Here is a 24,846-nt window from a genome sequence, read left to right as displayed (position 1 = left end):
GGATAGTGACCTTATGAAAGGGATTATAAGCACCGAAATTGAAATAGTTATCCCTTTCCATGATGTCGATTCAATGGGCATTACCTGGCATGGAAACTATCTGCGCTATTTTGAAATCGCTCGCTGCCAGTTACTCGACCTTATCGATTACGGTTACCGAGCAATGCAAGCTTCAGGCTATAGCTGGCCCATTGTCGACTTACAGATCAAGTATGTACAGTCGAGTACTTTTGAGCAAAAGGTGATCATCAAAGCCGCCATCGTTGAATGGGAGAATCGGTTAAAAATTAATTACCAAGTATTGGATGCTGTCACTAAAAAACGCATTACCAAAGGCTATACCATACAAGCGGCGGTTGACATGCAAACGCAAGAGTTGTGCTTTGTTACGCCTGAGGTGTTTCAACATAAAATAGCCAAACTTGTCGATGCGAGTGATCAATCAAGCGCGTCGCTGACCCCGACCACAGGCTCAAATAAATGACGTTCGCAGGATCTGAGTCGCGCAGCTGCCAGTTTATATTAACCTGCATCCTCTTAATCGGTAATGCCGTGAGTTTTTCGGCTCATAGTGGGACAGATTTTGATGCTTTATTTGCACAAACGGCATCATCGAGTGAGTTAACCCAACTCTCTAAGCAGCTAGCACCAAGCTCACAAGCGAAGGGTTTATTTACTCAGTATCGGCACTTAAAGGTGCTTAAGAAGCCACTGGTCAGTAAAGGCAGTTTTGTCTTTTCTAAACTGCTCGGCGTGATCTGGCAGCAGCAGTCGCCCTTCAATAGCACCCTAATCTTACAAGCGGGTCGCTTGACTCAAATCGACAGTCAAGGGCAAGTCCACATTAGCGATGCACAGCAATCCACCACGGCCAATCAACTGTCGCAATTAATGCCAACCCTGCTTAACGCCTTGCTCAGTGGTGATCTACACACGCTCGAGCAACATTTTCAATTGAGCTTACAAAGCGCCAGCGCCGACAACGAACAATGGCAACTGGGTTTGACGCCAATAGACCCTTTGGTCAAAAAAGCGATCCCTAGGCTGGTGTTAATGGGTGAGAAACAGATCCAGACCTTGATCCTATTCAGTGACAACCAAGATAGCAGCCGCATCGAATTTTCGGCGATCAATGAAATGCCGTTAACTGAGCAAGACAAAGCACGTTTTTCTCCCGCACAGGAAGATAGCAGCAGAGAAACCCGATGAGCACAACATCTCCTCTAGCCGTATTTAGCGTGTTAGCCACGCTCAGCCCAAGTAAAAAGTTACTGGTCTGGCTGACATTGGTATTTTTCACGTTAACACTGGGGTTTTTGCAATGGCAATCTGGCGCCAAGATCCAGACTGATATTTTGGCTATGCTGCCTAAAGTAAGTGAAAAACCACTTGAGCAACGTGCCATTGCTCAAGTTGAACAGCAGTTAGCCAATCGACTCTATATCGGGGTTATTAGTGCTGATAAAAACCAAGCAGTGAGCGCTGCATCTGCACTCATGCAGCAGTTAAAATCAAATAGCACCGCGGTGTTCACTGACATCAGTAGCGCTGACATTTCGCAAGCCGAAGCCTTAAACGCCTTTTACTTTCCGTACCGATTCAACCTACTGACCGATAAACAACAACAGCAACTCACACAAAATCAGTGGCCACAGCTAACTCAAGCGAGTTTACAGAAACTCTATAGCGCCTTTGGTTACGCCAATAGCGCCTTGATAAGTCATGACCCGCTGTTGCTCTACCCCGATAACTTACTCGCACTGGCCCCTAAACAAGCGTTAAGTGTAGAGAACGCTGTGCTCGTGACTCGCCTACCCAGTAATGATGCTAAAGCTACGCCACGCTATGTCGCTATCGTGATGGCAAAAGGGTTACAAAGCGTCTTTAGTCCTAATGCTCAACAATCACAGCTGAGCGCACTCAATACTGCACAGCGGGCGGTCAGTGCCGAATTTGCTGCGGTTGATTTTATACACGCAGGCGCGCTTTTTCATGCCGCGGCAGCCACTGACAATGCAAAAAAAGAGGTCTCAAGCATTGGCCTCATCTCGCTTATCGGGGTTATCGCCTTAGTCTGGTTTGCCTTTCGTTCCATCATGCCGTTAATGATTGCTGTCATTACGTTAAGCTGCAGCCTGCTTTTTGCCGTCGTACTCACGCTTGTGGTATTTGGCGAGTTGCATTTACTGACCCTAGTATTTGGCACCAGCCTTATTGGCATCGCCATTGATTACTGCTTTCACTTTTACTGCGAACGATTAAATCATCCTCAGCAAGATGCTAACCGGACTTCATTAGCCATTCTGCCAGCGATTTCATTAGCCTTAGTCACCAGTATTATCGCCTATGGCTCACTGGGGCTAGCGCCTTTCCCTGGGATGCAACAAGTCGCCATATTTTGCGCTGCGGGTCTAATAGGGGCTTATTTAACCTTGGTGTTTGCCTACCCTAAATTGGCGGGTGCAAAACTAAATGACGGCCAACGCCTGCTTGAGTTTGCTGATACATACCAAGGTTTTATGCTTAAGCGCGCCATACCATCATCGCGATTATCAACAGTAATCCTGTTACTTAGCACGGTAGCTTTTATCGGTGTCGGGCTCTCGCAGCTTAAGAGCGATGATGATATTCGTCAATTACAACACACACCCGCAGCCATTCAGCAGCAAGAAGACACGCTACGCACCTTACTCAGTGGCGGAACGGATAATCAGTTTCTGCTGGTATCTGGACAAACTGAAGAACAAGTAAAGCAAGCGCTTGAGCAACTCGAACCTATTCTCGAGACGGCACAACAACAGCAATTACTTGGCAATCACTTTAGCTTGAGTAAATTTCTGCCCAGTGAAAAAACACAAGCAAGCAACTACCAGTTACAGCAGCAAATTTATCAGCAACATTTAGTCGAAATCCTTAACCGTTTGGGGATCGAAGACAGCATTAAACAGCCGTTAGCGGATGAGTTTACTGCGGCAAAAAACCGCTATATTCATGTCGAAGACTTCCTACAATCTTCCGCAGGGCAGCAGTTAAGCTCTATGTGGCTAATGCCGCAACAAGACTCTGACTACGCATCCATTGTATTACTCGGTGGCATTAAACAACTCGACACATTGTCAGCCCTGTTTAGCGACAATCCCAACGTTGATTTAGTGGATAAGGTGGGCGACATATCCAAAGTAATGGGCCACTATCGTCAACTAACACTGGCACTGCTGGTCATCGCATTGATCACTGCCGTAAGCATATTCACCTTTAGATTCGGTGTAAAACTTGCTTCAATAGTGGTGAGCGTACCCGGATTTGCTGCGATATTAACCTTATCGACCTTGGGGATAATGCACGCGCCATTGACTCTGTTTCATGCGTTGGCGCTGATTTTAGTGTTTGGGATTGGCATTGACTACAGCCTGTTTTTTGCTGAAGCGAATCAAAAGACACGCGGGGTGATGATGGCTGTACTCATGTCAGCGATATCGACACTACTCGCTTTTGGTTTACTTGCATTTAGCCAAACCCCAGCCATTAGCGCATTTGGTTTGACCCTATTGATAGGCATTAGCTTTACCTTTTTACTGTCGCCATTTATTCAAATTTACACAAGGAAACCATCTCAATGTTAAGCTCCAATGCACATCAGAACACGATAACTCAAGATGTTGAAAAGAGTCGTGTTGAAGACGTCGATGTTGCCATCATAGGCGCTGGCCCATCAGGGAGTATTGCGGCAAGTTTACTGCATGCTCAGGGCAAACGCGTTCTGGTGCTAGAGAAACAGCATTTTCCGCGTTTTTCAATTGGAGAAAGCCTACTCCCTTGCTGCATGCAAGTGATTGCTGAAGCCAATATGCTCGACGCTGTTAACGCGGCGGGCTTTCAATATAAAAATGGTGCAGCGTTTAGATGTCGCGATCAATACACCAGCTTCGACTTTAATGACAAGTTCACCCCGGGCCCAGGGACAACTTTTCAAGTTGAACGCGCTCAGTTCGACAAACTGCTGGCAGACGAAGCCACTAAGCAGGGGGTAGAGATCCGCTATGGCCAGTCAGTAGAGTCGGTAAACCTTGACTCAGTACCTGAACTAACGGTACAAAATGAAGCCGGCGAAACCTACACCGTTAATGCAAAGTTCATTCTGGATGCCAGTGGTTTTAGCCGAGTGTTACCCCGATTACTCGACTTAGAAAAACCATCACACTTACCCACGCGTACTGCCGTTTTCAACCATATCAACGACAATATTACTTGTCCCGATTTCGACCGTAATAAAATTCTCATCAGTGTTCACCCTGATAATAAAGATATTTGGTACTGGTTAATCCCTTTTAGCAATGGCCGTTGCTCAGTCGGTGTTGTGGCAGAGCCACATCAACTCGGTAACTTAGCAGGCAATTTGGACGACGTGCTGCTGCAGATGATATCTCTAGAACCTGGGCTTAAAAAATTGCTCGCCAATGCAGAGTTAGTCAATGACTCCGCGCTGCTACAAGGATACTCCGCTAACGTAAAGACCTTAGCGACCAATAAGTTTGCGCTCTTAGGCAATGCTGGAGAGTTTCTTGATCCGGTCTTTTCATCCGGCGTGACTATCGCAATGCAATCGGCTTCTTTGGCGGCTAAAGCCCTTATCAAGCAACTCGATGGTGAAGCCATTGATTGGCAGGATGAATACGCTACGCCATTAATGAAAGGCGTTGATACCTTTAGAACATACGTCGAAGCTTGGTACGACTGCCGCTTTCAAGACGCTATATTTTATAGTGATCCCGACCTCACCATTAAGCAGATGATCTGTTCAATTTTAGCGGGCTATGCTTGGGATCAAAACAATCCCTTTGTCAGTGAATCAAAAAGACGCCTTAATATGGTTGTAGAAATATGTCGCAGCTAACGCATGTTCTTAAAGGCATAAGCTGCTTTAGCTTGCTGCTGTTAGCGGGTTGCAGCCAAACCTTGCAAAGACAAACCTGCGTTGAACTGCCAAGCAACGTCAGTTACTGTCTGGCGCCGCTCAACGACGCCAGCACAATTGAGCCGTCAAAGCCTTTCACTGAGCGTAGCCTGACTCAAAAAACAACCATAAAGACCCAATCAAGTCAGCATGAACTGCTCACTCAATTGGAGCTTAATCCGCAGCAGCTGACGTTAGTTGGCTTAGCCCCTTTAGGCCAACCACTATTTACGCTGACTTATGATGGCGATAAGCTTATCAGTGAGCAAAGCACGTTACTCGGCGATCAATTTAAAGCCGAGTATCTGTTAGCTATTATGCAACTTGTCTATTGGCGTGAAGACAGCCTCAATCGCCATTTACAAAATGGCTATATACAGGGCTATAATTGCGATGGTGCGTATTGCCGAAAGCTATTTGCTGCAGTGCCGAGAGGGAGTAGCAAAGAGATGAAGATTAATGCAGAAGATCCGCAGCCGATTGTCACCATCCGTTATAGTCGGCCTGAACCATGGCAAGCCAAAGTCGAATTGAGGATTGATGCTGCTGATTTCGAGCTCATCATCACTCCGTTATAAATCTATTATGGTGATTTAAAGTGAAGTCAAATATCGCAATAGCAATAACCCAAATAGGTTTATGTACCCCGCTAGGTGACACCTCCGCGTCTGTGCTTAATAATCTCATTACCGCAAATGTCGACGGCATGAGATGGCGCGATGATTTAATGTTTGATCGCCCGGTACTCGTGGGTGAAGTGGCCAGTAAACTACCGGAGTTGACGACGCAATGGCGACACTTTGATACCCGTAATAATCAGCTCGCCCTAGTTGCTGCCAAGCAAATCGAACAATATGTTATTGCAGCTAGCACCCAATATGGTGCCAACCGAGTTGCCGTTGTCATTGGCACGAGTACCTCAGGTATCGCCACTGGCGAGCAGGCGTTAGCACATCATCATCAGCATGGTGAATTTCCCGCGGGATATGATTATTCACAACAAGAGTTGGGCGACAGCAGTCTGTTCTTACAAAGTTACTTTGGGCTCAGCGGACCTTGCTTTACCGTCTCAACCGCCTGCTCTTCAAGCGCTAAAGCATTTGCTAGCGCACGACGACTGCTCAACGCTGACCTCTGTGACATGGTCATTGTTGGCGGGGTCGACTCCTTGTGTCAATTGACCCTCAATGGTTTTAACTCATTGGAATCAATCTCCAAAGCCCATTGTCAGCCATTCAGTGCTAACCGCGATGGCATTAATATTGGCGAAGGGGCTGCATTGTTCACCCTAGAGCGAGCAACCGAACGTGATGCTATTGTATTGAGCGGTGTGGGCGAATCCAGCGATGCTTATCATATTTCTGCACCACATCCTGAAGGGACTGGCGCGATTATGGCCATGCAATCAGCGTTAAAAATGGCAAGCTTGAATGCAGGGCAGATCAACTACTTAAATCTACATGGCACCGCAACACCCAAAAATGACGCTATGGAAAGCCGAGCCGTCACTGCTGTATTCACTAAACAGCTCCCTCCTTGCAGCTCAACCAAACCGTTAACCGGACATACCTTAGGCGCAGCTGGCGCGATTGAAGCAGCCTTTTGCTACCTGTTACTCAGCGATTTAAACGTCGATAATAGACTGCCACCACAAGTATGGGATCAACAGCAAGACCCAGATAATCCCTCATTACCTTTGGTGAACTCCGGCGACACAGCGGCGATACACCATGTAATGAGCAACTCATTTGCTTTTGGTGGCAGCAACGCCAGCCTCATATTCAGCCGCCATACAAAAACCACTGATGAGACTCAACCACATGTTTGATTTAACCACCCTTGCCAGCCAAGACGTTGAGCAATTTATCCCTCATCGGCAACCTATGGTGCTGATCAGTAATCTATTAGAGTATGAAGCTGATAATTTACTCACACAAACTAAGATAACGACAACCAGTCCCTATTTTGATGACAGCCTGCAGGGGGTGCCAAACTATGTTGGTATTGAATACATGGCGCAAAGCATTGCCGCTTTAGCAGGGGTTGAAGCGCATCTTAGGCAAGACATCATCAGAGTGGGTTTTTTACTGGGAACGCGCAAACTGAACATGCATATTTCGCACTTTAAAGCGGGTGAAACCTACCAAACCCAAGTCACTCGACTGTATCAAGAAGAGTCTGGCTTAGCGGTTTTTGATTGCAAAATTATACACAATGAGCAGATAGTTGCCGAAGCAAATGTGAACGTTTTTCAGCCTCAAGACACTAAAAACTATATTGCCGAAGCGACTGGCTGAACAAAAAACATACTAAATTGAATTAAACATCATTGATAACAGCATTATCCCATTGAAACTTAAAGATAGTTTGCATAACAACGGAGCTGTTAGGGAGAAAAGATGACTAAAAGAGTACTGATCACCGGTTCAAGCCGCGGAATAGGCAAAGCGATAGCATTAAAGCTGGCCGCTGCAGGCTTTGATATTGCAATGCATTATTATCAAAATATCGACGCCGCAAACGAAACGCAGCAAGCATTAGAGCAGCTGGGTGCGTCTGTATCTTGCCTTAAATTTGATATCGCCGACCGCGCAACCGTAAAGCAAGCCATTGAACAAGACATTGAACAGCACGGCGCCTATTACGGCGTGGTGTTAAACGCTGGCATTAATTGCGATACCGCTTTCCCCGCCATGACAGAGTCAGAGTGGGACAGCGTGGTACACACTAATCTAGATGGTTTTTACAATGTAATTCATCCCACGGTAATGCCAATGGTACAAGCTAGACAAGGGGGTAGGATCATTACTATGGCCTCTGTTTCTGGTATTGCGGGCAACCGTGGGCAAGTCAATTACAGCGCTTCAAAGGCCGGGATCATCGGTGCCACCAAAGCATTATCACTTGAGCTAGCAAAACGCAAAATCACCGTCAACTGTATCGCTCCAGGGTTAATTGAAACCGATATGGTGGCTGATATCCCTAAAGAGATGGTCAATACTCTCGTCCCGATGCGACGTATGGGTAAAGCTTCAGAAATTGCAGGGTTGGCTAACTTTTTAATGTCTGAAGATGCCGCTTACATCACTCGCCAAGTGATCTCCGTGAATGGAGGCATGATATGAACCCGCTACCCCGCAGAGTCGTCATCACTGGCATCGGTGGGATTTCAGCCCTAGGTCATGACTGGCAAACGATTGCGAGCAGTCTTAAAGCTAAGAAAAACTGTGTTGTTCGACTCGATGAGTGGGACAAATTTGAGGATCTAAATACTCGTTTAGCCGCGCCTATTACTGATTTTGAGAAACCCGCGCATTATTCTCGCAAAAAAATCCGCTCAATGGGCCGAGTCTCCATTATGGCAACACGAGCCAGCGAACTGGCTTTAATGGATGCCAACCTGCTTGATGACCCTGTGGTGACATCGGGGGCAATGGGGATCGCTTACGGCTCATCCACCGGCAGTACCGAACCCATTATCGCTTTTGGCGATATGCTGAAAACCGGGGATATGTCAGGCGTCACAGCGACCAGTTACATTAGGATGATGGCCCACACCACCGCGGTAAATGTTGGCGTTTTTTTTGGTTTAAAAGGACGAGTGCATACTACCAGTAGTGCTTGCACCTCCGGAAGCCAAGGAATTGGTTATGCTTATGAAGCCATAAAATATGGCCAACAAGACCTTATGCTTGCCGGTGGTGGTGAAGAGTTATGCCCAACTGCGGCCGTTGTGTTCGATACCCTTTTTGCCACCAGCACTCAAAACGATACACCGTCACAAACGCCTAAGCCATTTGATAAGCAGCGTGATGGATTAGTGATTGGTGAAGGCGCTTGCACCTTAGTGCTTGAGGATCTCGAACACGCCCAAGCCCGTGGCGTTAAAATCTATGCCGAAATCGTCGGTTTTGGTACCAACTCAGATGGCTTACATGTCACCCAGCCAAACGCAGGAACGATGGAAAAATCTATCCGACTCGCGCTTAAAGATGCTGCTATTGACGCCAGTAGTATCGGTTACGTCAATGCCCACGGCACGGCAACTGAACGTGGCGATATCGCCGAAACACAGGCGACCAACGCCGTGTTTGGCCCATCACAGCCGATTTCATCACTTAAAAGTTACACTGGCCACACCCTTGGCGCTTGCGGTGCACTTGAAGCTTGGGTCAGTATTCAGATGATGAACGAGGGCTGGTTTGCCCCCACACTGAACCTTACCGAGATTGATCCTGAATGTGCTCAGCTCGACTACATTCAGAATGATATAAGGTTACTCGAGACTGATTATGTCATGAGTAACAACTTTGCCTTTGGTGGGATTAATACTTCACTGATTTTTAAGAAGTGGTCGACATAACCCCTTTATAAATAGCTCCTTTTGGGAGCAGGGTTAGTTAGCATAATCTTTATATCAGTAACCTTGAATGGTGGATTAGAAAAATCTTATTGAAATAAATCTAATAAACGGTTTTAATAGGTGTCACTAATATATAAATTGCTATGTGAAAGGAGAGTCCATGTCTGAACCTATACTTTCGACGCTGTCTAGCTGTCAGCCAGGAGATAAGTGTTGGCAGCTTATCGAACAAGGCGCCACTGTTATTGATGTTCGTAGTCCTCAAGAGTTCGCTGACGGCCATCTGCCAAACGCGATCAATGTGCCGCTGGATGCCTTGGCGGCATGGGTAGTCCGTATCAACAACCCACAACAAATGTTTCTACTCTACTGCGGCGCGGGTATCCGAGCGCAAAAGGGCTGCGATATACTTAACGCCAGCGGTTTAGCCAGTGTGGTTAATGCTGGCGCCCTTAAAGATCTATTGGCTTGTAAGCCGCAGGGCTAGCATCACTTAGCAACAAAAAGGTCGCTAATGTTAGCGGCCTTTTCAGTTATTCAGTGGAAAGTCATTAAGCACCTATCAATGCCAGTTCTTGTTTTGCTTGGGCTAATCCTTGCTCTTTTGCTTCAGGCCCCATAGCCAATGCTTCGCTATAAACAAATTCGACGTCATCAATGCCGATAAAACCCAGTACCGTCTTAAGGTAAGGTACAACATGATCTGCTGCGGTATTTTTGTGCACGCCGCCTCGAGTGCTAATAACGATAGCCTGCTTGCCCTTAATTAACCCTACTGGGCCATTTTCGCCATAGGTAAAAGTCACTCCAGCACGTGCAACAAGATCGATCCAATTTTTAAGCTGAGTCGGTATAGAGAAATTGTACATTGGCGCAGCAATCACTATGGTGTCGTGTTCTTTCAACTCTTGAATTAAGGTATTCGACAGTGCGATAGCATCTTGTTGACGTTGCGATAAATCATCACTACCTTGCATACCCGACGCAATTTCACCGTCTAAAACAGGAATAGGCTCTGCTGCAAGATCGCGGATAGTGAGCAGCTTTCCTTGTGCTAAAAACTGCTGGCTTAGATGCTCTATTAATTGAGCTGATTGAGAATAGCCACCTAAGATACTTGATTTCAATACTAGAACTTTCGACATAACGTACTCCATATAATGATGATCAAGCTAAGATGAATTTAACTGCTCAATCGAATGACGTCAGTGTAGAGTGCAATAAAAGACAAAAATAGCGGATAAAACTCCGCTTACTGTTCGATTAAATCGAAAGAACTCACCACTCGTCTCTACAATCAAACCGTCATACACTCCAATTCGATATTCATCACTACATTTTAATGCCAGTAAAACATTCGAAATTATAAATAAATTTTTAAAATAATGAATAAGACTAATACTCTATTAAAACAGATAAATAGTTTAAATATTATTCAGCAAGTGAATTGGATTATAGAGAGAGATGTAACAAAAATGTGATCGTTGTTTTTAGAAAGCCCGTATAGCGAATGGAACCCAACACAAGAAGGGAAATCCAATGCAACGTTTACATACTAGCGCCTTACTTATTGCAACACTCGCCTTAACCGCTTGCGGCAGTGACGATGACAATGACAATATCGCAGTCGTTTTACCTGAACCTGCAGCTTCATCACAAATTCGTGTCATTCATGCCAGTGCCGATGCACCCATGGTCAACATATTAGCCAACGGTAACGCATTACTCACCGATGTTGATTATGCTCAATCCTCAGGATTACTGCAGGTCAGCTCAGCTGAATACGATATCAGTGTCGATGCCCAATTACCTGGCGACGAAACACAAACTGTTTTTACTGCATTCTTGGATGCAGAAGCGGATATGGAATACACCGCGGTCGCAGTCGGTAGCGTCGCAGACAACAGCTTAGATCTTGCCCTTATTGAAAATCCTACAGCCGATATTGCGGCTGATTATGCCCGAGTACAAGTGTTGCATGGCACTGTAGGTGTTGGCGAAGTTGACGTCTACGTCACTGCTGTCGATGCCGATATCAGCATGATGTCGCCCACGCTATCGCTAGATTATATGGCTTACACCGCCCAAATTGAGCTCGCCGCTGGTGACTATCAAATTCGTATCACAGTCGCCGATCAAAAAGCAGTGGTATATGACTCAGGTACTGTTGCTTTAATGGCACTAAATGACTATTTCCTCACTGCGGTCACCAATGTGTGGAGCGGTTCATCACCCGTGGCACTGCTGGCAGCGCTTCCTGAAGGGCAAGTATTAATACAGGATAAAGATGCCGGAGCAGGCCTCAGAGTTATCCACGCGGTCGCAGATGCGCCTGCTGTCGATGTGTTTCTAGATGAGGGGACAACACCTGCGGTTGCTATGCTCACATTCAAGCAAGTAACTCCCTTCTTGAACGTACCCGAAGGGGACCACACTGTTACCGTGGCAGCTAATAGCGATAATAGTGTCGTTGTCATCGACATGGCAGCTGTGACCTTAGATCAAGGTATGAGTTACTCGGCACTTGCTGTTGGCTCACTCACAGAGAATGACATTATGCCGTGGGTATTGATGGATAGCCCTCGACGTATAGCAACGGCAGCAAAGCTCAATATTGCCCATGCTTCTTACTCTGCAGGTAATGTTGATATCTACTTAACTGCGACTGATGATATCAGCGATGCAACTCCCGCATTGAGCGATGTGCCCTTTATGGCAGCCTCTGGTGCACTGTCCATTACAGCGGGTGACTATGTTGTTAGCGTGACACCACACGACAGCAAAACCGTTGCAATCGGTCCACTAGCGGTATCCTTAATGGCAGGCGGTATTTATAGCGTCGCGGCAGTTGATAATATCGGCGGCGGAACACCACTTGGCGTGATTTTAATGGATGATTTCACCGCTAAATAGATGACTATAACCAAACTTAAGCGACTTAACTCAGTTGAGTCGCTTTTCTATTTAATCTGAATGTCTCAACAACAAAATTATAAATTTTTGGTGGGTAAACTCACAAATATAGCGTCAAAATTAGCACATAATTTATCGCCACAATATAACTCTATAGTTAAAGGAACTCGTGCCCGTTTACCTCGCCGTAACACAGAAAGATCCGCACCAGCCCAATGGGTTCTAGCAACAGGGGCCTCGTTTATTGGTGCAATATAACGAATATGTGCATCGGCCAGTACGATATCACCATCAACCTCGGCCAATTGTTGCTGCAACCACATCATCCCCCAACCAGTTAATGCCATTAGGGTATAAATACTGCCCGCAAACATTGTTTGATGAAGATTGATGTTCGGCTCTAATGGCGCTGTAACACTAAAGCTGTCGGCGTTAAACTCAATTGGCGTCACTTGCATAAACTCGCTAACGGGTATGGTTCGATACCAAGTCTGTTGTAGTTGTTTTAGTAATGCCGTTTCATCCATCGGTTTTGATGTCATGACAAACTAAACCTGTAGATTAAACGTCACCGGGCCATCATTAACTAATGAGACTTTCATATCGGCGGCAAATTCCCCCGTTTGAGTATTGACCCCTTTCGACTGACAGAAATCAACAAAGGCTTGATACAGTTCACGCGCTTGATCTGGCGTACCAGCACCTGAGAAACTGGGACGTAAACCACGGCCAGTATCCGCTGCCAATGTAAACTGTGAAACCACCAGTAAACTACCGCCCGCCTGCTCTAGATTCAGGTTCATCTTGCCATTTTCATCAGAGAACACGCGGTAACTCATTACCTTAGTAGCCAATTTTTTCATTTTTGCCACATCATCTTCTCGCTCGACACCTAGCAAAACCAACAGGCCTTTATCTATCTCTCCAATGGTCACACCATCAACGACTACATTTGCTTCGCTCACACGTTGAATCAGGGCTATCACGTAAAAACTCTCCGACTTAAAAAGCTAAAAAAAAGCGCCTAGCTTACTCATGTAAGTCATAGGCGATTTTCTATAGCGGGTAAACTTACATTGATTTAATCTGTTGCATCACAGGGATTGGCTTAATAACATCTTCTGAGCCTTCAGGCAGCGATTTAGCAACCTGACGCAAGCCTTCATCGGTCCAAAGTAAAAAGCGACGGATCTCTTCCATGCTAATGGTATCAACAAATGTTGCGGCGCCTTGCACTTGAATCACAGCACCTCGTTCTCTAACTACAAACTTTGCAAAGTTGAGCTTTTGGTTAAGCGTACCAATCATAATCAACATCTCTTTGCTGCCCACATACTTAGGGTGGATAGCATAAAAGCGGTTCATTAAAATTCGGTCGATACCTTCAGGGTTAATACTTGGCTGCAGGATAAACTGACTATTATCAAAATTTACCGCCACGCCATTAGGCCCAGCTTTAGTCGCTAAGTAGTTTTTACTGAGCAATGCTTCTAAAAGTTTTGTTGAAGCTTGTTCATTCGTCATCCCACCTAAAGTCACACTATCAGGGGTTTTAGTCGTTACTTCAACGTCAGTGTTGTTCTCTGTTGCAGCACAAGCACTAAGGCTCATGACCAAGCCTGCTAATAATAATTTTTTCATTGGATACGAATTCCTTTATTTATTTTTAGGGCCATTTCCCTTACGGCGCTCACGATTGCATTCGCCATTTTGACGTCCGCCAATGCATGATAACCGCCGTTAACTTCCATCACCTTTATCTGATGATTTGCTTTATCTTGCAAAAAACCATGTACAAAACCGCTTGGACAAACCCTGTCTAGCTCTCCCTGAATAATGAGCGTTTCCGCTTGAATATCCATCACAGTGGCAGACAGCAGCTCAAAGGCACCGAAGTAATTATGGGTCACATAATAAAGCTCGATGCTTGCTAATGCCTGACTGAGAATGACATTTTCACCCACTTGCAAACAACCAGGGTAGGCCAAAGCCAGCTCCCAGTTTAACCAGCACCTCACAAAATGTTGACGAATGCTTGTAGAATCATTGTCGAAACCCTCTCGGTAACATGAAAATAATCCATCGAGTTGATTACCCGGTACCGCTGCCACACTAAAGGCCAAATGCTCAGATGGAAATAAGCGAGCGGCCCCCTGTTGACCATACAACCATTGAATGCTTTCCTCGCTAGGAATAAAGGCGCCCCACAGCACTTGTTTGGTCACTCGGTTTGGATAAAACCCAGCGTACAATAGCGCCAATGTTGCGCCAAATGAGCCACCCGCTAGCGCCCACTTAGCAATACCTAACCACTTTCTAACCTGTTCAATATCAGTGAGTAAATGATTAACACTGTTGTGCTCAAGTCCTCCTCTAGGTCGCGAACGCCCCGCCCCTCTTTGATCCATCATAATCACGTGGTAAACCGAAAGGTCGAACAATCCTAACTCATCAAATGAGCAGCCAGCCCCTGGGCCACCATGTAAATACAGCAACGGAATACCATCAAGATTACCGTATTGGCTTATATATAATTCATGCTCATCACCGACCGCTAACCAGTCACGCGCTATCAACGTCTGCAGCCTTAGCATTGTCTTTAAGCCCCTCTTTAGATGTCGATTTAAGCTTGTCAGCATCAACAGGGCTGCTATCGGTAGCCGGCACTGGTGTCTCTATTTCGCCGCAATTTTCTAATAATAGCGCCGTCCTAGCCAGGTGTCGTTCGCGTAAATATTCCGGCAACGCAGCGGTTATCTCAGCGCCAACCAATACGATAACCCACGAGACATACACCCAAACAAATAAAATAGGGATCACCGCTAATGCGCCGTAAATAGCCTCGTAGCTCGGGAATTGAGTTACATAAAATGCAAAGCCTTTCTTGCCCAGTTCAAACAGCATCGCGGCGACAATGGCACCCAGTAATGCATGGAAAAACTTAACTTTCTTATTCGGCACCACCATATAGAGCAGCAAAAAAGCAGCCACCGAAAATATCATTGGCAATCGCTCAATAATCAGCGGCACCACGCCCGACAATTCAGAGTCATCAAATAGCTGAAGTGACACAAGATAGGAGCTAGCCACCAAGCTTGCCCCTACCAAAACAGGCCCCAACGTCAGTACCATCCAGTACATCGAAAACGACACCGCAACTTGACGTTTTTCTTTGGTACGCCAAATACTGTTAAGTGACTTATCAATTGCAGAGATGAGCATTAATGCAACTACCACAAGGGCTGCGATACCAACGGTGGTACCTTTAGAGGCGTTGGCCACAAATTCATTAATATAAATCTGTACCGTATCGCCAGCAGCAGGTAAGAAATTGTCATACACAAACCCCTCCAACTGCTCGCGAATACCGGCAAAGACTGGAAAAGCCGACAGCATAGAAAACATGACGGCCACAATCGGTACTAACGAGAGTAACGTTACGTAGGCTAAGTGCCCCGCTTTAATATTGACTTGATCTTCTTTGAAGCGGCGCAGCAAATGTAAAAAAAATGCCCAAATACTCCACAAAAAAGACCGAAATTGATTCACTGCTATCTTATTTTTCACTTGTCACTCTTGATTCTGTTAAAGTTGTACCGAATATGTACAACGATAAATGATTTGTTTAAATCTATATTGGTACAATAAAGCTTATAACCTTCTCTTTACAAGTATAAGGATCGAATTGATGTCTCAACAGGGTTCCGCTGGCAATGTTATTGCCGCTATCGCAAGCTTTTTCTTTCCCGGTCTTGGGCAACTCGTTCAAGGTCGTATACTCGCTGCATTAGTGTTTTGTATTGTCGTAATCGTCGGTTATGCCATGTGGTGGTTAATATTCCCCGCAATCATCGGTGCAATAGCCCATTTGTGGAGCATTATCGATGCGGCTAAATATCGCGCCGATTAGTCCAGCGCCAATACACACAAGTTTAGGGTTAAGCTTTAGAATCACATTCAGGATTGAATAAGATGAAAAAAATATTATCTGTTGCCATCATAAGTTGCGGTTTACTACTGACGGGTTGCCAAAGTGCCTACTATGGCGCCATGGAAAAGGTCGGTTATCACAAACGCGACATCATGGTCGATCGTGTTGAAGACGCCAAAGAATCTCAAGAGGAAGCACAAGAGCAGTTCAGCTCCGCTCTTGAAGAGATGCAGGCGCTACTTAACCATGACGGTGGCGATCTCGAAAGTGCTTATAACAAGGCCAAAGATGAATATGAGTCGGCGCTAGATGCGGCCGATGATGTCACTAATCGCATCGACAAAGTTGAAGATGTCGCCGAAGCATTATTCGATGAATGGCAGACAGAGATAGCCGAGATAAGCAAAGCGAGTCTGCGCCGAAATAGCGAAACCAAGCTTAAACAGACTCGCCGTTCATATACTCAACTGATCAAAAGCATGCGTCGTGCTGAAAGCAAAATGCCGCCGGTACTCACGGCCATGAAAGACAATATGCTTTACTTAAAGCATAACCTTAACGCACAAGCCATTGGCGCCATTAAGGGTGAATTTAGCAGTTTACAAACTGACATTTCTGGCCTGATAAAAGAGATGAACAAATCAATTGATGAGTCGACTAAGTTTATTGCTGCATTAGAAGGCAAATAAGCGACGACTAAAGTCCGGTTCCTACGCCCTGTGGCTTAGGAACCGAATTTGTGAACTCAAAGCCTTATTTCTTATAGTTTAATCACAAGTTTACGACCTACTCCACAATCTGCTTACACTCCAAGAACTTCTTCCTTTAAAAAGTTTCACACTAGTATCAATCATTATTAAACTGACACCGTTATGAGCTTTATCGAATCATTAACGCTTACTTTGGCACTAACCTACAGCGTTAGCTTGCTTTATTGGAGTGGCAAAAAATGGGGGGCAGCAGCTAGCGGAGTATTGGTTTCAGCCGCAGTCATATCTAGCCTATATTGGCCTCTAATCGCCGCTCTTGCCATTGCGGCAGTCATTATTGGCTTAGTCAGCAAGTTTCAACCCCAAGTCGCTCAGGGCGACATGAGGAGCAATAACTTACGCGAAGGGGTGCAGCATCTGTTAGCGCTATCGATGCTGCTGGTTGGAATACAGTTTGCGGTGAATAGCGCACTGCTCAAAGCCGGGATTACGCCTTGGCTTATGCGTCCCGATGTTGGTGATGCATTCCTACCCATTGCTGGCGGTATCGAACTCAAAGCAATTATCAGCCTCGGCATTTGGGATCAAACTCACCCTGCAGCGGCAGTAATGTTAACAGTAGTACTACTAACCGGCTTGATCTGTAAACGTGCTTTTTGTGGCTGGGCTTGTCCGCTCGGTTTAGCTGGCGAATACCTCTATAAACTCAGAATACGCTTTATCAAACGTGAATATTTACCACCAGCTTGGCTAGATTGGCCACTGAGAATGGTGAAGTACCTTCTTTTACTGGCGTTACTTTATATCATTGTGGGTATGCCTGCACAGGGAATACCTGACTACCTCAGTGGCAACTATCACAAGATAGCCGATCTAAAAATGGCACTGTTTTTTATCACTCCAGGCCTAGTTACTTTTCTCTGTTTCAGCTTTATTCTGAGCCTGGCGTTATGGCGCCGACAAGGATTTTGCCGTTACATCTGTCCTTATGGTGCATTACTCGGGCTAGTCAGTTTTTTAAGTCCATTTAAAATTCGCCGCAATACTCAGCATTGCTTGATTGACAGTAAAGGGATGAACTGTGATAAATGCAGCCGCGCCTGCCCTGCCAATATTTCGGTACATAGTCAGATCAATATCCGCTCAGATGAATGCCAAGCCTGCATGCGCTGCGTATCAGCCTGCCCCACAAAAGAGGCTTTGCAGTTTAGCACTCGCAACGGTATTAAGTTATCGGCACGAGGTCTTACTATCGCCTTAATGACACTATTGTTTCTGGTCCCTCTGATTGCTTACCTATGTGGTTTTTGGGTAAGTCAAACACCAACAGAAACGCGGATGTATTTAATCCAACACCTAAATTCGATAGGGCATTAGCGCGAGTCGAAGCAACACAACGTCTCCAAGGATGGAGACGTTTCTTTCAAGTAGAGGGAGTGCACTCACGTCTGAATATCGGATTTTTCAAAAACTAAACTTTTGTTAATGCAGAAAGTGGGAACCATCTAGAGTTATCACACTCTGATTATATGAGGCTAATGTTTGTAAGCCATTTTGTCGGTTAACCACTGAAAATGCCCTGCTAAATATTTGTTTTGTTCATCATCACTCCCTACTGCGCATTCCTAGTTAGGTTTGGCACAAAAATTCAGTTTCAACGCTAGCGCACTGTAAATTGAACATATTATTCGGCAATCCATATGGATTGCTTTTTTTTTGGCTAACGTTTTATTTTAATCAGATTTATACCCAAACCACATGAAAGGTAATCGATTGTAGATGTCGTGATTTCGCAAGCGGCTTAATGCTAATACCAATTCCATTAAATAGTTGGTCATTCAGCGGGAATTAAAATCACTGTAGGCAAGTAAGTCGATTGTAGCTAATAGTTATTCTATATCGAAAACCACATACGTAGCATAAAGTGATTTTAAACCCGCACTACGTGAGCTTCTCAGGACTTCCATTACTGCGTTGCAAGTCTCAAAAGGGAATAACCATTTCTTCAACAATGCGCCTAGAATTGAAAGCCCTGAGACAGCTCTGAATTGATCACATATTTAATGGAACTGGTATAATATTGTCTAGCCTATTATTGCACTTGGAGTGCAAGCAAAAAACATGGAACCGTTAACCGTGATAATAAATAACCCATCGCAGAACCCGACAGATTTTGATCGTAACGCTAATATCGATGTTATTCGTGGCTTAGCTGTATTGGGCATTTTGTTCATCAATATCTACTTTTTTGGCAATGCTATTTCAGGCTACGCCAGCCATGAATCCAACCCATTGCATGACATTTTAGTGGAGTTGTTCAGCAATTTTTTTATTGAAGGCCGCTTCATTAGTTTGTTTTCAATGCTATTTGGGGTCGGATTGGCGATTCAGTTCGACAGATTGTCAGCACAAAATAGAGATGCTTATCAATTAGTGAAATCCAGGTTGAAGTGGCTTGTGATTTTCGGGGTGATACACACTATTTTCATCTGGTCTGGTGACGTACTTTTTACCTATGCACTCAGTGGGTTTGTGGCACTTTGTTACCTTAAACTTGATCACAATAAACTGCTAAAAAAATCACTTTTGTTTATCGCTGCCCCTGTGCTGCTCCTCACCCTGATGAGCCTATTATCTCCCGAGGAAAAATTTATACGTGGATCTGCGCTATTTGAAGAGGAGTCCCTAATATGGTTTGGATCGTATGCAGAACAGCTGACGATGCAATTGACGATATTTGCAACGATGCTATTTGTTATCCCATTAACTCTTATGTGGTTATCAGCAGGCTTAATGCTGCTTGGCATAGCGCTTTACCGTAAAGGCATTTTTGAGCACGGCTTTAACAAAAACCAACTTATCCAGCTTGCAGTGGCGACGGTACTATTATCGGTTTTCGATAGCTTACTGACTCTTTCAACAGATCCTATATTAAATACCCTATCAGGTGTTGCCGTTATCGTCAGCGCAATACCTATGGCGCTGATTTACATTCATATACTGGTTAAAATATGTCAAAACCGTTCCACTGTATTGGCGCCATTACAGAAGGTAGGCCAATTATCATTAAGCCTATACATCCTGCAGTCAATTTGTGGAGTACTAGTGTTTCGCTATTTTGCGCCAACACTAGTGAACACACTCGACAGGCCAGGCTATATGTTGATTGCGCTTGGTTTCTCTATTTTTCAAATCATGCTCGCAACTGTCTACCTTAAGTATTTCAAGCAAGGGCCATTGGAATGGTTATGGCGTAGACTAGCTCAGAGCAAACCACTAGCCTGATAACTGATTCAAGCTTATTTTCTACCAACATCCAAAGGCGTTCTATGACAGTTAAAACGAATGAAAGTACAGTTCTTGCCTGTGTTTGGTTTTCTGCAGCATTCGCTTTATGTGCACTAGCAGTGCACTCCGCGATAAACGGCGCACTCACTATTACACCTTGCTTGCTCGGCTTGGCCGTAATACACGTATATGTTGCCAGACAAAGGTTGTTGAAGTATCAATTACCTGAAGTGCAATATAACAAAACTATCCGCATGCTTGCGATATTTGTCGTGATCATGGCCGGTGCTGCTGCAAGTTACTACTAAATGGGTTTAGTCGTTGAGGCTACGTATAGATCAATTACCCAATGGACCGCTGTAGTTAATCAATAGTTAGCAAGACATAACCCCCTCTTAGTACATCCTGTACTTCGAGGATAAATACATCTGACAGCCAAGGCCTATGATATTCCCTATATCACTTAGGCATTCCTCACATCCCTGTGGGTCAAGGAGGGAATGCCAATAAATGAATGGAACATTTATGACCATGTATAAAAAAGCCCCAAACATTTTCATGTTCAGGGCTTCTTCTTAGCGCTCAATCCTTTTAAGGACTGAAGCTAAACGAAACGATTACTTGCGGTTATGACGCTTACGATCGTTTTCGCTCAAGTAACGCTTACGAACACGAATGTTCAGCGGTGTTACTTCAACTAGCTCATCATCATCGATGAACTCAAGCGCTTGCTCAAGTGTCATGTCGATATGCGGAGTCAGTACTTGTGCTTCATCGGTACCCGATGCACGCATGTTAGTTAGCTGCTTACCTTTCAAACAGTTAACAGTCAAATCGTTTGCACGAGCGTGAAGACCAACAACTTGACCTTCATAAACTTCAGCAGCGTGAGTAATAAACAGACGACCACGAGCTTGAAGGTTAAACAATGCGAATGTCAGTGCTTTACCAGTTGCGTTAGAGACCAATACGCCACGGGCGCGTTGACCAATATCACCACCTTTCACAGGACCGTAATGGTCGAATGAATGGTAAATAAGACCAGAACCTGAAGTGGCTGTCATAAAGTCAGTTTGGAAACCAATTAGACCACGGCTAGGGATAACAAAATCGATACGTACACGACCCTTACCATCCATCTGCATGTCTTTCATGTCACCCTTACGGATACCAAGCTTCTCGATAACAGCACCTTGATGTTGCTCTTCAACGTCAACAGTCAAGTTTTCGAATGGCTCACACATCTCGCCATCAATCTCTTTAACGATAACTTCTGGACGAGAAACAGCTAGCTCGTAACCTTCACGACGCATGTTTTCAATCAAAATTGAAAGGTGAAGTTCACCACGACCCGATACGCGGAAACGATCTGGGCTTTCAGTTTCTTCAACACGTAGTGCTACGTTATGAACAAGTTCCTGCTGCAGACGCTCAAGGATGTTACGTGAAGTTACGTACTTACCTTCTTTACCAGCGAATGGAGAGGTGTTGACCTGGAAGGTCATTGTTAGTGTTGGTTCATCAACAGACAAAGCTGGTAATGCTTCTACGTTGTTAGTTGCACAAACAGTGTCAGAAATTAGCAACTGACCAAGACCCGTAATTGCAACGATATCACCAGCGTTAGCAATCTCGACTTCGTTACGTTCTAGGCCCATGTAGCCTAATACTTGGCCCATCTTACCGTTACGTTTCTTACCATCAGCACCAATAATAGTGACCTGTTGGTTAGTCTTAACGCTACCACGCTTGATACGACCAATACCGATAACACCCACGTATGAGTTGTAATCGATTTGAGAGATCTGCATCTGGAAATCACCTTCAGCATCAGCGTCAGGAGATGAAACTTTCTCAACGATAGTTTCAAATAGAGGAGTCATGTCACCATCTGAGACTTCTGGATCAAGAGAAGCGAAACCGTTTAGTGCAGAAGCATAAACGATTGGAAAATCTAGTTGCTCATCGGTTGCGCCTAGGTTGTCGAACAAGTCAAATACTTGGTCGATAACCCAATCAGGACGTGCGCCAGGACGGTCAATCTTGTTGATAACAACGATTGGCTTAAGACCTTGAGCAAATGCTTTCTTAGTCACGAAACGAGTTTGTGGCATTGGACCATCAACTGCGTCAACTAGTAGTAATACTGAGTCAACCATAGATAGAACACGCTCAACCTCACCACCGAAATCGGCGTGACCAGGGGTATCAACGATGTTGATACGGTAATCGTTCCACTTGATGGCAGTGTTCTTGGCCAGAATCGTGATACCACGTTCTTTTTCAAGATCATTTGAATCCATCACCCGCTCAGTGGCTTCTCCTCGAGTCTCAAGGGTTCCTGACTGCGCCAGCAGCTTATCAACCAAGGTAGTCTTACCATGGTCAACGTGTGCAATAATGGCGATGTTACGTAAATTCTCTAACACGGCTAAACCTCTTACCATCGGTATAAATATATAGGGGGGGGTACTGACAACCACTAAAACCAAACGATTATAGTTGTTGCTATAAAAAGCGTGACATTCTACTCTAGGTGGCGAGTATCTCACAGGATTATTTTTAACCAATCGTTAGAAATAACTTATGCGTGTTGCTTTTTCCCGTCATAACGTCCGCTTTACATACACTTTCCATCATTATCTTTGATAGGATTATTTATATTCCCGTTCCTTTTAAATACCTCTTTGAGGCATTTAGCGTCCTTTTAAGTGATAAATTTTGTTAAACATCCTGTTTACGACCCCTTTAGTCGACTTCCTAGTTTAGTCTGTTTAACCAGATACGCCTGCGAGCGGCATGAAACTGTCTTTTATCTGAATAACACTTATCTACATTTGGTTGATTTTTCTTTGACTTGTCCCCTATAAAAAAGTCTTATTCTTGGCTATTCTGTTGTCTTGCTTTTAACCATTAGCCAACGGCTAGTCAATATGAAAACAGTCTAGCTGCACAATGATGGCGCGTGCACCATTTTGATCCGCTTGCCGCACCAAAATGGTGCGTTAAAGCTAACTTTATATTTTTAGTATGATTTAGAATTCATATAAATCATAATGTTACATGATTGGCACGACTCTCGCTTTACAGATAGCAGAATCGCATATTGCGTTAAGCATTAAGATAAAAAACAAGGGATAACCCTTTACCCTACTCGGAGACTTTAGAATGTCAGCAGAATCAGTTTTACAACAACTACAAGAATTAGAAGTTAAGTTTGTTGATCTACGTTTTACCGATACCATAGGTAAAGAGCATCACGTTTCGATCCCAAGCCACCAGGTTGATGAAGACTTTTTCGAAGACGGTAAGATGTTTGACGGCTCTTCAATTTCAGGTTGGAAAGGCATTAACGAATCAGACATGGTGCTCATGCCTGATGCTGCAAGTTTCGTACTTGACCCGTTCACTGCTGAAACAACCGCAAACATTCGTTGCGATATTCTAAACCCAGGCACAATGACAGGTTACAACCGTGACCCACGCTCAATTGCTAAGAAAGCAGAAGACTACTTACGCTCTACTGGTATCGCCGATACAGTATTGATTGGTCCTGAGCCAGAGTTCTTCCTATTCGATGACGTTAGATATGGCGCTGACATGTCAGGTTGTTTTTACAAAGTTGACGCTGTAGAAGCCGCTTGGAACTCAGGTACCAGCTACGAAGGCGGCAACAAAGGTCACCGTCCAGGCGTTAAAGGCGGTTATTTCCCAGTAGGGCCAGTTGATTCTTCACAAGACATACGTTCAGCAATGTGTCTTGTACTTGAAGAGATGGGCCAAGTTGTTGAAGCACATCATCACGAAGTCGCCACTGCTGGTCAAAACGAAATCGCCACTCGCTTTAATACGCTTACGCTTAAAGCGGATGAAGTTCAGGTGCTTAAATATGTTGTCCATAACGTGGCTGACGCCTACAACAAAACAGCAACCTTTATGCCTAAGCCAATCGTTGGTGATAACGGTAGCGGCATGCACGTGCATCAATCTCTAGCAAAAGATGGCGTGAACATTTTTGCTGGCGACAAGTATGCAGGCCTAAGCGAAACAGCATTGTTCTACATCGGCGGCATCATCAAGCATGCTCGCGCAATTAATGCATTTGCAAACCCAGCAACGAACTCATACAAGCGTCTTATTCCACACTTTGAAGCGCCAGTAATGCTTGCTTACTCAGCAGCCAACCGTAGTGCTTCTATCCGTATCCCAGTAGTACCAAGTGCTAAAGGTCGTCGTATTGAATTACGTTTTGGTGACCCAATGGCTAACCCATATTTAGCATTCTCTGCAATGCTAATGGCTGGTCTTGACGGGATCCAAAATAAGATCCATCCAGGCGAAGCAATGGATAAAGATCTATATGACTTACCACCAGAAGAAGCGGCTGAAATCCCAACAGTTGCCACTTCACTGGAAAATGCACTTGAGTGTCTAGACGCTGACCGTGAGTTCCTAACTCGTGGCGAAGTATTTAGCAATGATTTCATCGATTCATACATCAAGCTTAAGACTGCTGATGTTGAACGTGTTAACCAAACGACTCACCCTGTAGAGTTCGAGCTTTATTACAGCTTGTAAACTTAAAAACTGAGTTAATGGCGTAGTTAAAGCGCCATTTAGAAAGCCCTAAGCGGAAACGTTTAGGGCTTTTTTGTGCTTATAAATCAATAATATTTTTGTCCATAAT

Annotated in this window: 24 protein-coding genes; 17 read left to right on the top strand and 7 right to left on the bottom strand. The window is 44.8% G+C overall.

All coding sequences use genetic code 11. The features are described 5' to 3' along the window. Window positions 1–13: 13 nt before the first annotated feature. The 10 genes from CXF86_RS07730 (at window position 14) to CXF86_RS07685 (ending at window position 9,804) form a co-directional block, all read left to right on the top strand. Window positions 14–484 carry an acyl-CoA thioesterase gene (locus CXF86_RS07730; protein ID WP_101089493.1) on the top strand — a complete coding sequence of 157 codons (471 nt, stop codon included), beginning with the start codon at window positions 14–16 and terminating at the stop codon, window positions 482–484. Continuing rightward, entirely contained in the window at window positions 481–1,209 is a 729-nt protein-coding gene (locus CXF86_RS07725) for an outer membrane lipoprotein carrier protein LolA (RefSeq protein WP_102038715.1), read from the top strand. Before CXF86_RS07730 ends, CXF86_RS07725 begins: the two co-directional genes overlap by 4 nt. Continuing rightward, a complete protein-coding gene (locus CXF86_RS07720) occupies window positions 1,206–3,623 on the top strand; it encodes an MMPL family transporter (RefSeq protein ID WP_102038714.1) in 2,418 nt (805 codons plus the stop codon). The genes CXF86_RS07725 and CXF86_RS07720 overlap by 4 nt, the downstream gene beginning before the upstream one ends. Continuing rightward, complete coding sequence (locus tag CXF86_RS07715) at window positions 3,617–4,894, top strand: NAD(P)/FAD-dependent oxidoreductase (protein ID WP_101089496.1); 1,278 nt, start codon at window positions 3,617–3,619, stop codon at window positions 4,892–4,894. The genes CXF86_RS07720 and CXF86_RS07715 overlap by 7 nt, the downstream gene beginning before the upstream one ends. Further along, window positions 4,882–5,532: a DUF3261 domain-containing protein gene (locus tag CXF86_RS07710; protein WP_102038713.1), complete on the top strand. Its 651-nt coding sequence runs from the start codon at window positions 4,882–4,884 to the stop codon at window positions 5,530–5,532. The genes CXF86_RS07715 and CXF86_RS07710 overlap by 13 nt, the downstream gene beginning before the upstream one ends. A gap of 20 nt (window positions 5,533–5,552) precedes the next feature. After that, window positions 5,553–6,782, top strand: coding sequence for a beta-ketoacyl-[acyl-carrier-protein] synthase family protein (locus CXF86_RS07705; RefSeq protein ID WP_257985311.1), 1,230 nt, complete (start codon window positions 5,553–5,555; stop codon window positions 6,780–6,782). Further along, window positions 6,775–7,251 carry a hotdog family protein gene (locus CXF86_RS07700; RefSeq protein WP_101089499.1) on the top strand — a complete coding sequence of 159 codons (477 nt, stop codon included), beginning with the start codon at window positions 6,775–6,777 and terminating at the stop codon, window positions 7,249–7,251. The genes CXF86_RS07705 and CXF86_RS07700 overlap by 8 nt, the downstream gene beginning before the upstream one ends. Window positions 7,252–7,353: 102 nt before the next feature. Continuing rightward, the gene (locus CXF86_RS07695) at window positions 7,354–8,079 is read left to right on the top strand and encodes a 3-ketoacyl-ACP reductase FabG2 (protein WP_101089500.1); all 726 of its coding nucleotides are present in this window, start codon (window positions 7,354–7,356) and stop codon (window positions 8,077–8,079) included. Beyond that, window positions 8,076–9,317, top strand: a complete 1,242-nt coding sequence (locus tag CXF86_RS07690) for a beta-ketoacyl-ACP synthase (RefSeq protein ID WP_102038712.1) — start codon at window positions 8,076–8,078, stop codon at window positions 9,315–9,317. Before CXF86_RS07695 ends, CXF86_RS07690 begins: the two co-directional genes overlap by 4 nt. Window positions 9,318–9,477: 160 nt before the next feature. Next, on the top strand, window positions 9,478–9,804 hold the full coding sequence (locus CXF86_RS07685; RefSeq protein WP_101089502.1) for a rhodanese-like domain-containing protein: 327 nt from the start codon (window positions 9,478–9,480) through the stop codon (window positions 9,802–9,804). Window positions 9,805–9,868: 64 nt separating this feature from the next. Here the strand turns inward: CXF86_RS07685 and CXF86_RS07680 are convergent, their stop codons facing one another. Further along, window positions 9,869–10,462: an FMN-dependent NADH-azoreductase gene (locus tag CXF86_RS07680; protein WP_101089503.1), complete on the bottom strand. Its 594-nt coding sequence runs from the start codon at window positions 10,460–10,462 to the stop codon at window positions 9,869–9,871. A 394-nt stretch (window positions 10,463–10,856) separates the two neighbouring features. Between CXF86_RS07680 and CXF86_RS07675 the strand changes: the two genes are divergently transcribed. Then, complete coding sequence (locus CXF86_RS07675; RefSeq protein WP_101089542.1) at window positions 10,857–12,230, top strand: DUF4397 domain-containing protein; 1,374 nt, start codon at window positions 10,857–10,859, stop codon at window positions 12,228–12,230. A 77-nt stretch (window positions 12,231–12,307) separates the two neighbouring features. Here CXF86_RS07675 and CXF86_RS07670 read toward each other — a convergent pair whose 3' ends face one another. The 5 genes from CXF86_RS07670 to CXF86_RS07650 all read right to left on the bottom strand — a co-directional run bounded on the left by CXF86_RS07670 (window position 12,308) and on the right by CXF86_RS07650 (window position 15,797). After that, window positions 12,308–12,757 carry a thioesterase domain-containing protein gene (locus tag CXF86_RS07670; protein WP_102038727.1) on the bottom strand — a complete coding sequence of 150 codons (450 nt, stop codon included), beginning with the start codon at window positions 12,755–12,757 and terminating at the stop codon, window positions 12,308–12,310. Between the two features lie 21 nt (window positions 12,758–12,778). Further along, complete coding sequence (dtd, locus tag CXF86_RS07665) at window positions 12,779–13,216, bottom strand: D-aminoacyl-tRNA deacylase (RefSeq protein WP_101089543.1); 438 nt, start codon at window positions 13,214–13,216, stop codon at window positions 12,779–12,781. Window positions 13,217–13,301: 85 nt separating this feature from the next. Beyond that, window positions 13,302–13,871: a hypothetical protein gene (locus CXF86_RS07660; protein ID WP_102038711.1), complete on the bottom strand. Its 570-nt coding sequence runs from the start codon at window positions 13,869–13,871 to the stop codon at window positions 13,302–13,304. Next, on the bottom strand, window positions 13,868–14,824 hold the full coding sequence (locus tag CXF86_RS07655) for an alpha/beta fold hydrolase (protein WP_101089545.1): 957 nt from the start codon (window positions 14,822–14,824) through the stop codon (window positions 13,868–13,870). Before CXF86_RS07655 ends, CXF86_RS07660 begins: the two co-directional genes overlap by 4 nt. Further along, a complete protein-coding gene (locus tag CXF86_RS07650) occupies window positions 14,793–15,797 on the bottom strand; it encodes a virulence factor BrkB family protein (protein WP_257982829.1) in 1,005 nt (334 codons plus the stop codon). The genes CXF86_RS07655 and CXF86_RS07650 overlap by 32 nt, the downstream gene beginning before the upstream one ends. A gap of 121 nt (window positions 15,798–15,918) precedes the next feature. Here CXF86_RS07650 and CXF86_RS07645 point away from each other — a divergent pair, with 121 nt between their 5' ends. From CXF86_RS07645 to CXF86_RS07625, 5 genes are all read left to right on the top strand, one after another. Further along, window positions 15,919–16,140: a hypothetical protein gene (locus CXF86_RS07645; RefSeq protein ID WP_101089546.1), complete on the top strand. Its 222-nt coding sequence runs from the start codon at window positions 15,919–15,921 to the stop codon at window positions 16,138–16,140. 62 nt (window positions 16,141–16,202) lie between these two features. Beyond that, complete coding sequence (locus CXF86_RS07640) at window positions 16,203–16,850, top strand: DUF2959 domain-containing protein (RefSeq protein WP_101089547.1); 648 nt, start codon at window positions 16,203–16,205, stop codon at window positions 16,848–16,850. A 183-nt stretch (window positions 16,851–17,033) separates the two neighbouring features. Continuing rightward, window positions 17,034–18,248: a 4Fe-4S binding protein gene (locus CXF86_RS07635; RefSeq protein ID WP_101089548.1), complete on the top strand. Its 1,215-nt coding sequence runs from the start codon at window positions 17,034–17,036 to the stop codon at window positions 18,246–18,248. A 759-nt stretch (window positions 18,249–19,007) separates the two neighbouring features. Then, the gene (locus CXF86_RS07630; protein WP_257985310.1) at window positions 19,008–20,156 is read left to right on the top strand and encodes a DUF418 domain-containing protein; all 1,149 of its coding nucleotides are present in this window, start codon (window positions 19,008–19,010) and stop codon (window positions 20,154–20,156) included. Between the two features lie 44 nt (window positions 20,157–20,200). Then, complete coding sequence (locus tag CXF86_RS07625) at window positions 20,201–20,467, top strand: hypothetical protein (protein WP_102038709.1); 267 nt, start codon at window positions 20,201–20,203, stop codon at window positions 20,465–20,467. 309 nt (window positions 20,468–20,776) lie between these two features. On the opposite strand, the gene typA is transcribed toward CXF86_RS07625, so the two are convergent. Beyond that, the gene (gene typA / locus CXF86_RS07620; RefSeq protein ID WP_101089550.1) at window positions 20,777–22,606 is read right to left on the bottom strand and encodes a translational GTPase TypA; all 1,830 of its coding nucleotides are present in this window, start codon (window positions 22,604–22,606) and stop codon (window positions 20,777–20,779) included. 721 nt (window positions 22,607–23,327) lie between these two features. On the opposite strand from typA, the gene glnA reads away from it, so the two are divergent. Next, the gene (gene glnA / locus CXF86_RS07615; RefSeq protein WP_101089551.1) at window positions 23,328–24,737 is read left to right on the top strand and encodes a glutamate--ammonia ligase; all 1,410 of its coding nucleotides are present in this window, start codon (window positions 23,328–23,330) and stop codon (window positions 24,735–24,737) included. The last annotated feature ends 109 nt before the right edge of the window (window positions 24,738–24,846 follow it).

Origin of the sequence: Shewanella sp. GutCb, assembly GCF_002836135.1 — a bacterium.
In the GTDB taxonomy this organism is placed as follows: domain Bacteria; phylum Pseudomonadota; class Gammaproteobacteria; order Enterobacterales; family Shewanellaceae; genus Shewanella.
Note: the sequence above shows the minus strand (reverse complement) of the source record. Positions and strands in the feature narration are given on the sequence as shown.

What these genes read in the sequence shown, in the direction of transcription:
- CXF86_RS07715 (WP_101089496.1), top strand. Translation starts at nt 3,617, where the DNA reads ATGTTAAGCTCCAATGCACATCAGAACACGATAACTCAAGATGTTGAA.
- CXF86_RS07655 (WP_101089545.1), bottom strand. Translation starts at nt 14,824, where the DNA reads ATGCTAAGGCTGCAGACGTTGATAGCGCGTGACTGGTTAGCGGTCGGT.
- CXF86_RS07685 (WP_101089502.1), top strand. Translation starts at nt 9,478, where the DNA reads ATGTCTGAACCTATACTTTCGACGCTGTCTAGCTGTCAGCCAGGAGAT.
- glnA (WP_101089551.1), top strand. Translation starts at nt 23,328, where the DNA reads ATGTCAGCAGAATCAGTTTTACAACAACTACAAGAATTAGAAGTTAAG.
- CXF86_RS07695 (WP_101089500.1), top strand. Translation starts at nt 7,354, where the DNA reads ATGACTAAAAGAGTACTGATCACCGGTTCAAGCCGCGGAATAGGCAAA.
- CXF86_RS07660 (WP_102038711.1), bottom strand. Translation starts at nt 13,871, where the DNA reads ATGAAAAAATTATTATTAGCAGGCTTGGTCATGAGCCTTAGTGCTTGT.
- CXF86_RS07675 (WP_101089542.1), top strand. Translation starts at nt 10,857, where the DNA reads ATGCAACGTTTACATACTAGCGCCTTACTTATTGCAACACTCGCCTTA.
- CXF86_RS07635 (WP_101089548.1), top strand. Translation starts at nt 17,034, where the DNA reads ATGAGCTTTATCGAATCATTAACGCTTACTTTGGCACTAACCTACAGC.
- CXF86_RS07645 (WP_101089546.1), top strand. Translation starts at nt 15,919, where the DNA reads ATGTCTCAACAGGGTTCCGCTGGCAATGTTATTGCCGCTATCGCAAGC.
- CXF86_RS07725 (WP_102038715.1), top strand. Translation starts at nt 481, where the DNA reads ATGACGTTCGCAGGATCTGAGTCGCGCAGCTGCCAGTTTATATTAACC.
- CXF86_RS07625 (WP_102038709.1), top strand. Translation starts at nt 20,201, where the DNA reads ATGACAGTTAAAACGAATGAAAGTACAGTTCTTGCCTGTGTTTGGTTT.
- CXF86_RS07640 (WP_101089547.1), top strand. Translation starts at nt 16,203, where the DNA reads ATGAAAAAAATATTATCTGTTGCCATCATAAGTTGCGGTTTACTACTG.
- CXF86_RS07670 (WP_102038727.1), bottom strand. Translation starts at nt 12,757, where the DNA reads ATGGATGAAACGGCATTACTAAAACAACTACAACAGACTTGGTATCGA.
- CXF86_RS07700 (WP_101089499.1), top strand. Translation starts at nt 6,775, where the DNA reads ATGTTTGATTTAACCACCCTTGCCAGCCAAGACGTTGAGCAATTTATC.
- CXF86_RS07690 (WP_102038712.1), top strand. Translation starts at nt 8,076, where the DNA reads ATGAACCCGCTACCCCGCAGAGTCGTCATCACTGGCATCGGTGGGATT.
- CXF86_RS07730 (WP_101089493.1), top strand. Translation starts at nt 14, where the DNA reads ATGAAAGGGATTATAAGCACCGAAATTGAAATAGTTATCCCTTTCCAT.
- CXF86_RS07720 (WP_102038714.1), top strand. Translation starts at nt 1,206, where the DNA reads ATGAGCACAACATCTCCTCTAGCCGTATTTAGCGTGTTAGCCACGCTC.
- CXF86_RS07680 (WP_101089503.1), bottom strand. Translation starts at nt 10,462, where the DNA reads ATGTCGAAAGTTCTAGTATTGAAATCAAGTATCTTAGGTGGCTATTCT.
- CXF86_RS07710 (WP_102038713.1), top strand. Translation starts at nt 4,882, where the DNA reads ATGTCGCAGCTAACGCATGTTCTTAAAGGCATAAGCTGCTTTAGCTTG.
- typA (WP_101089550.1), bottom strand. Translation starts at nt 22,606, where the DNA reads ATGGTAAGAGGTTTAGCCGTGTTAGAGAATTTACGTAACATCGCCATT.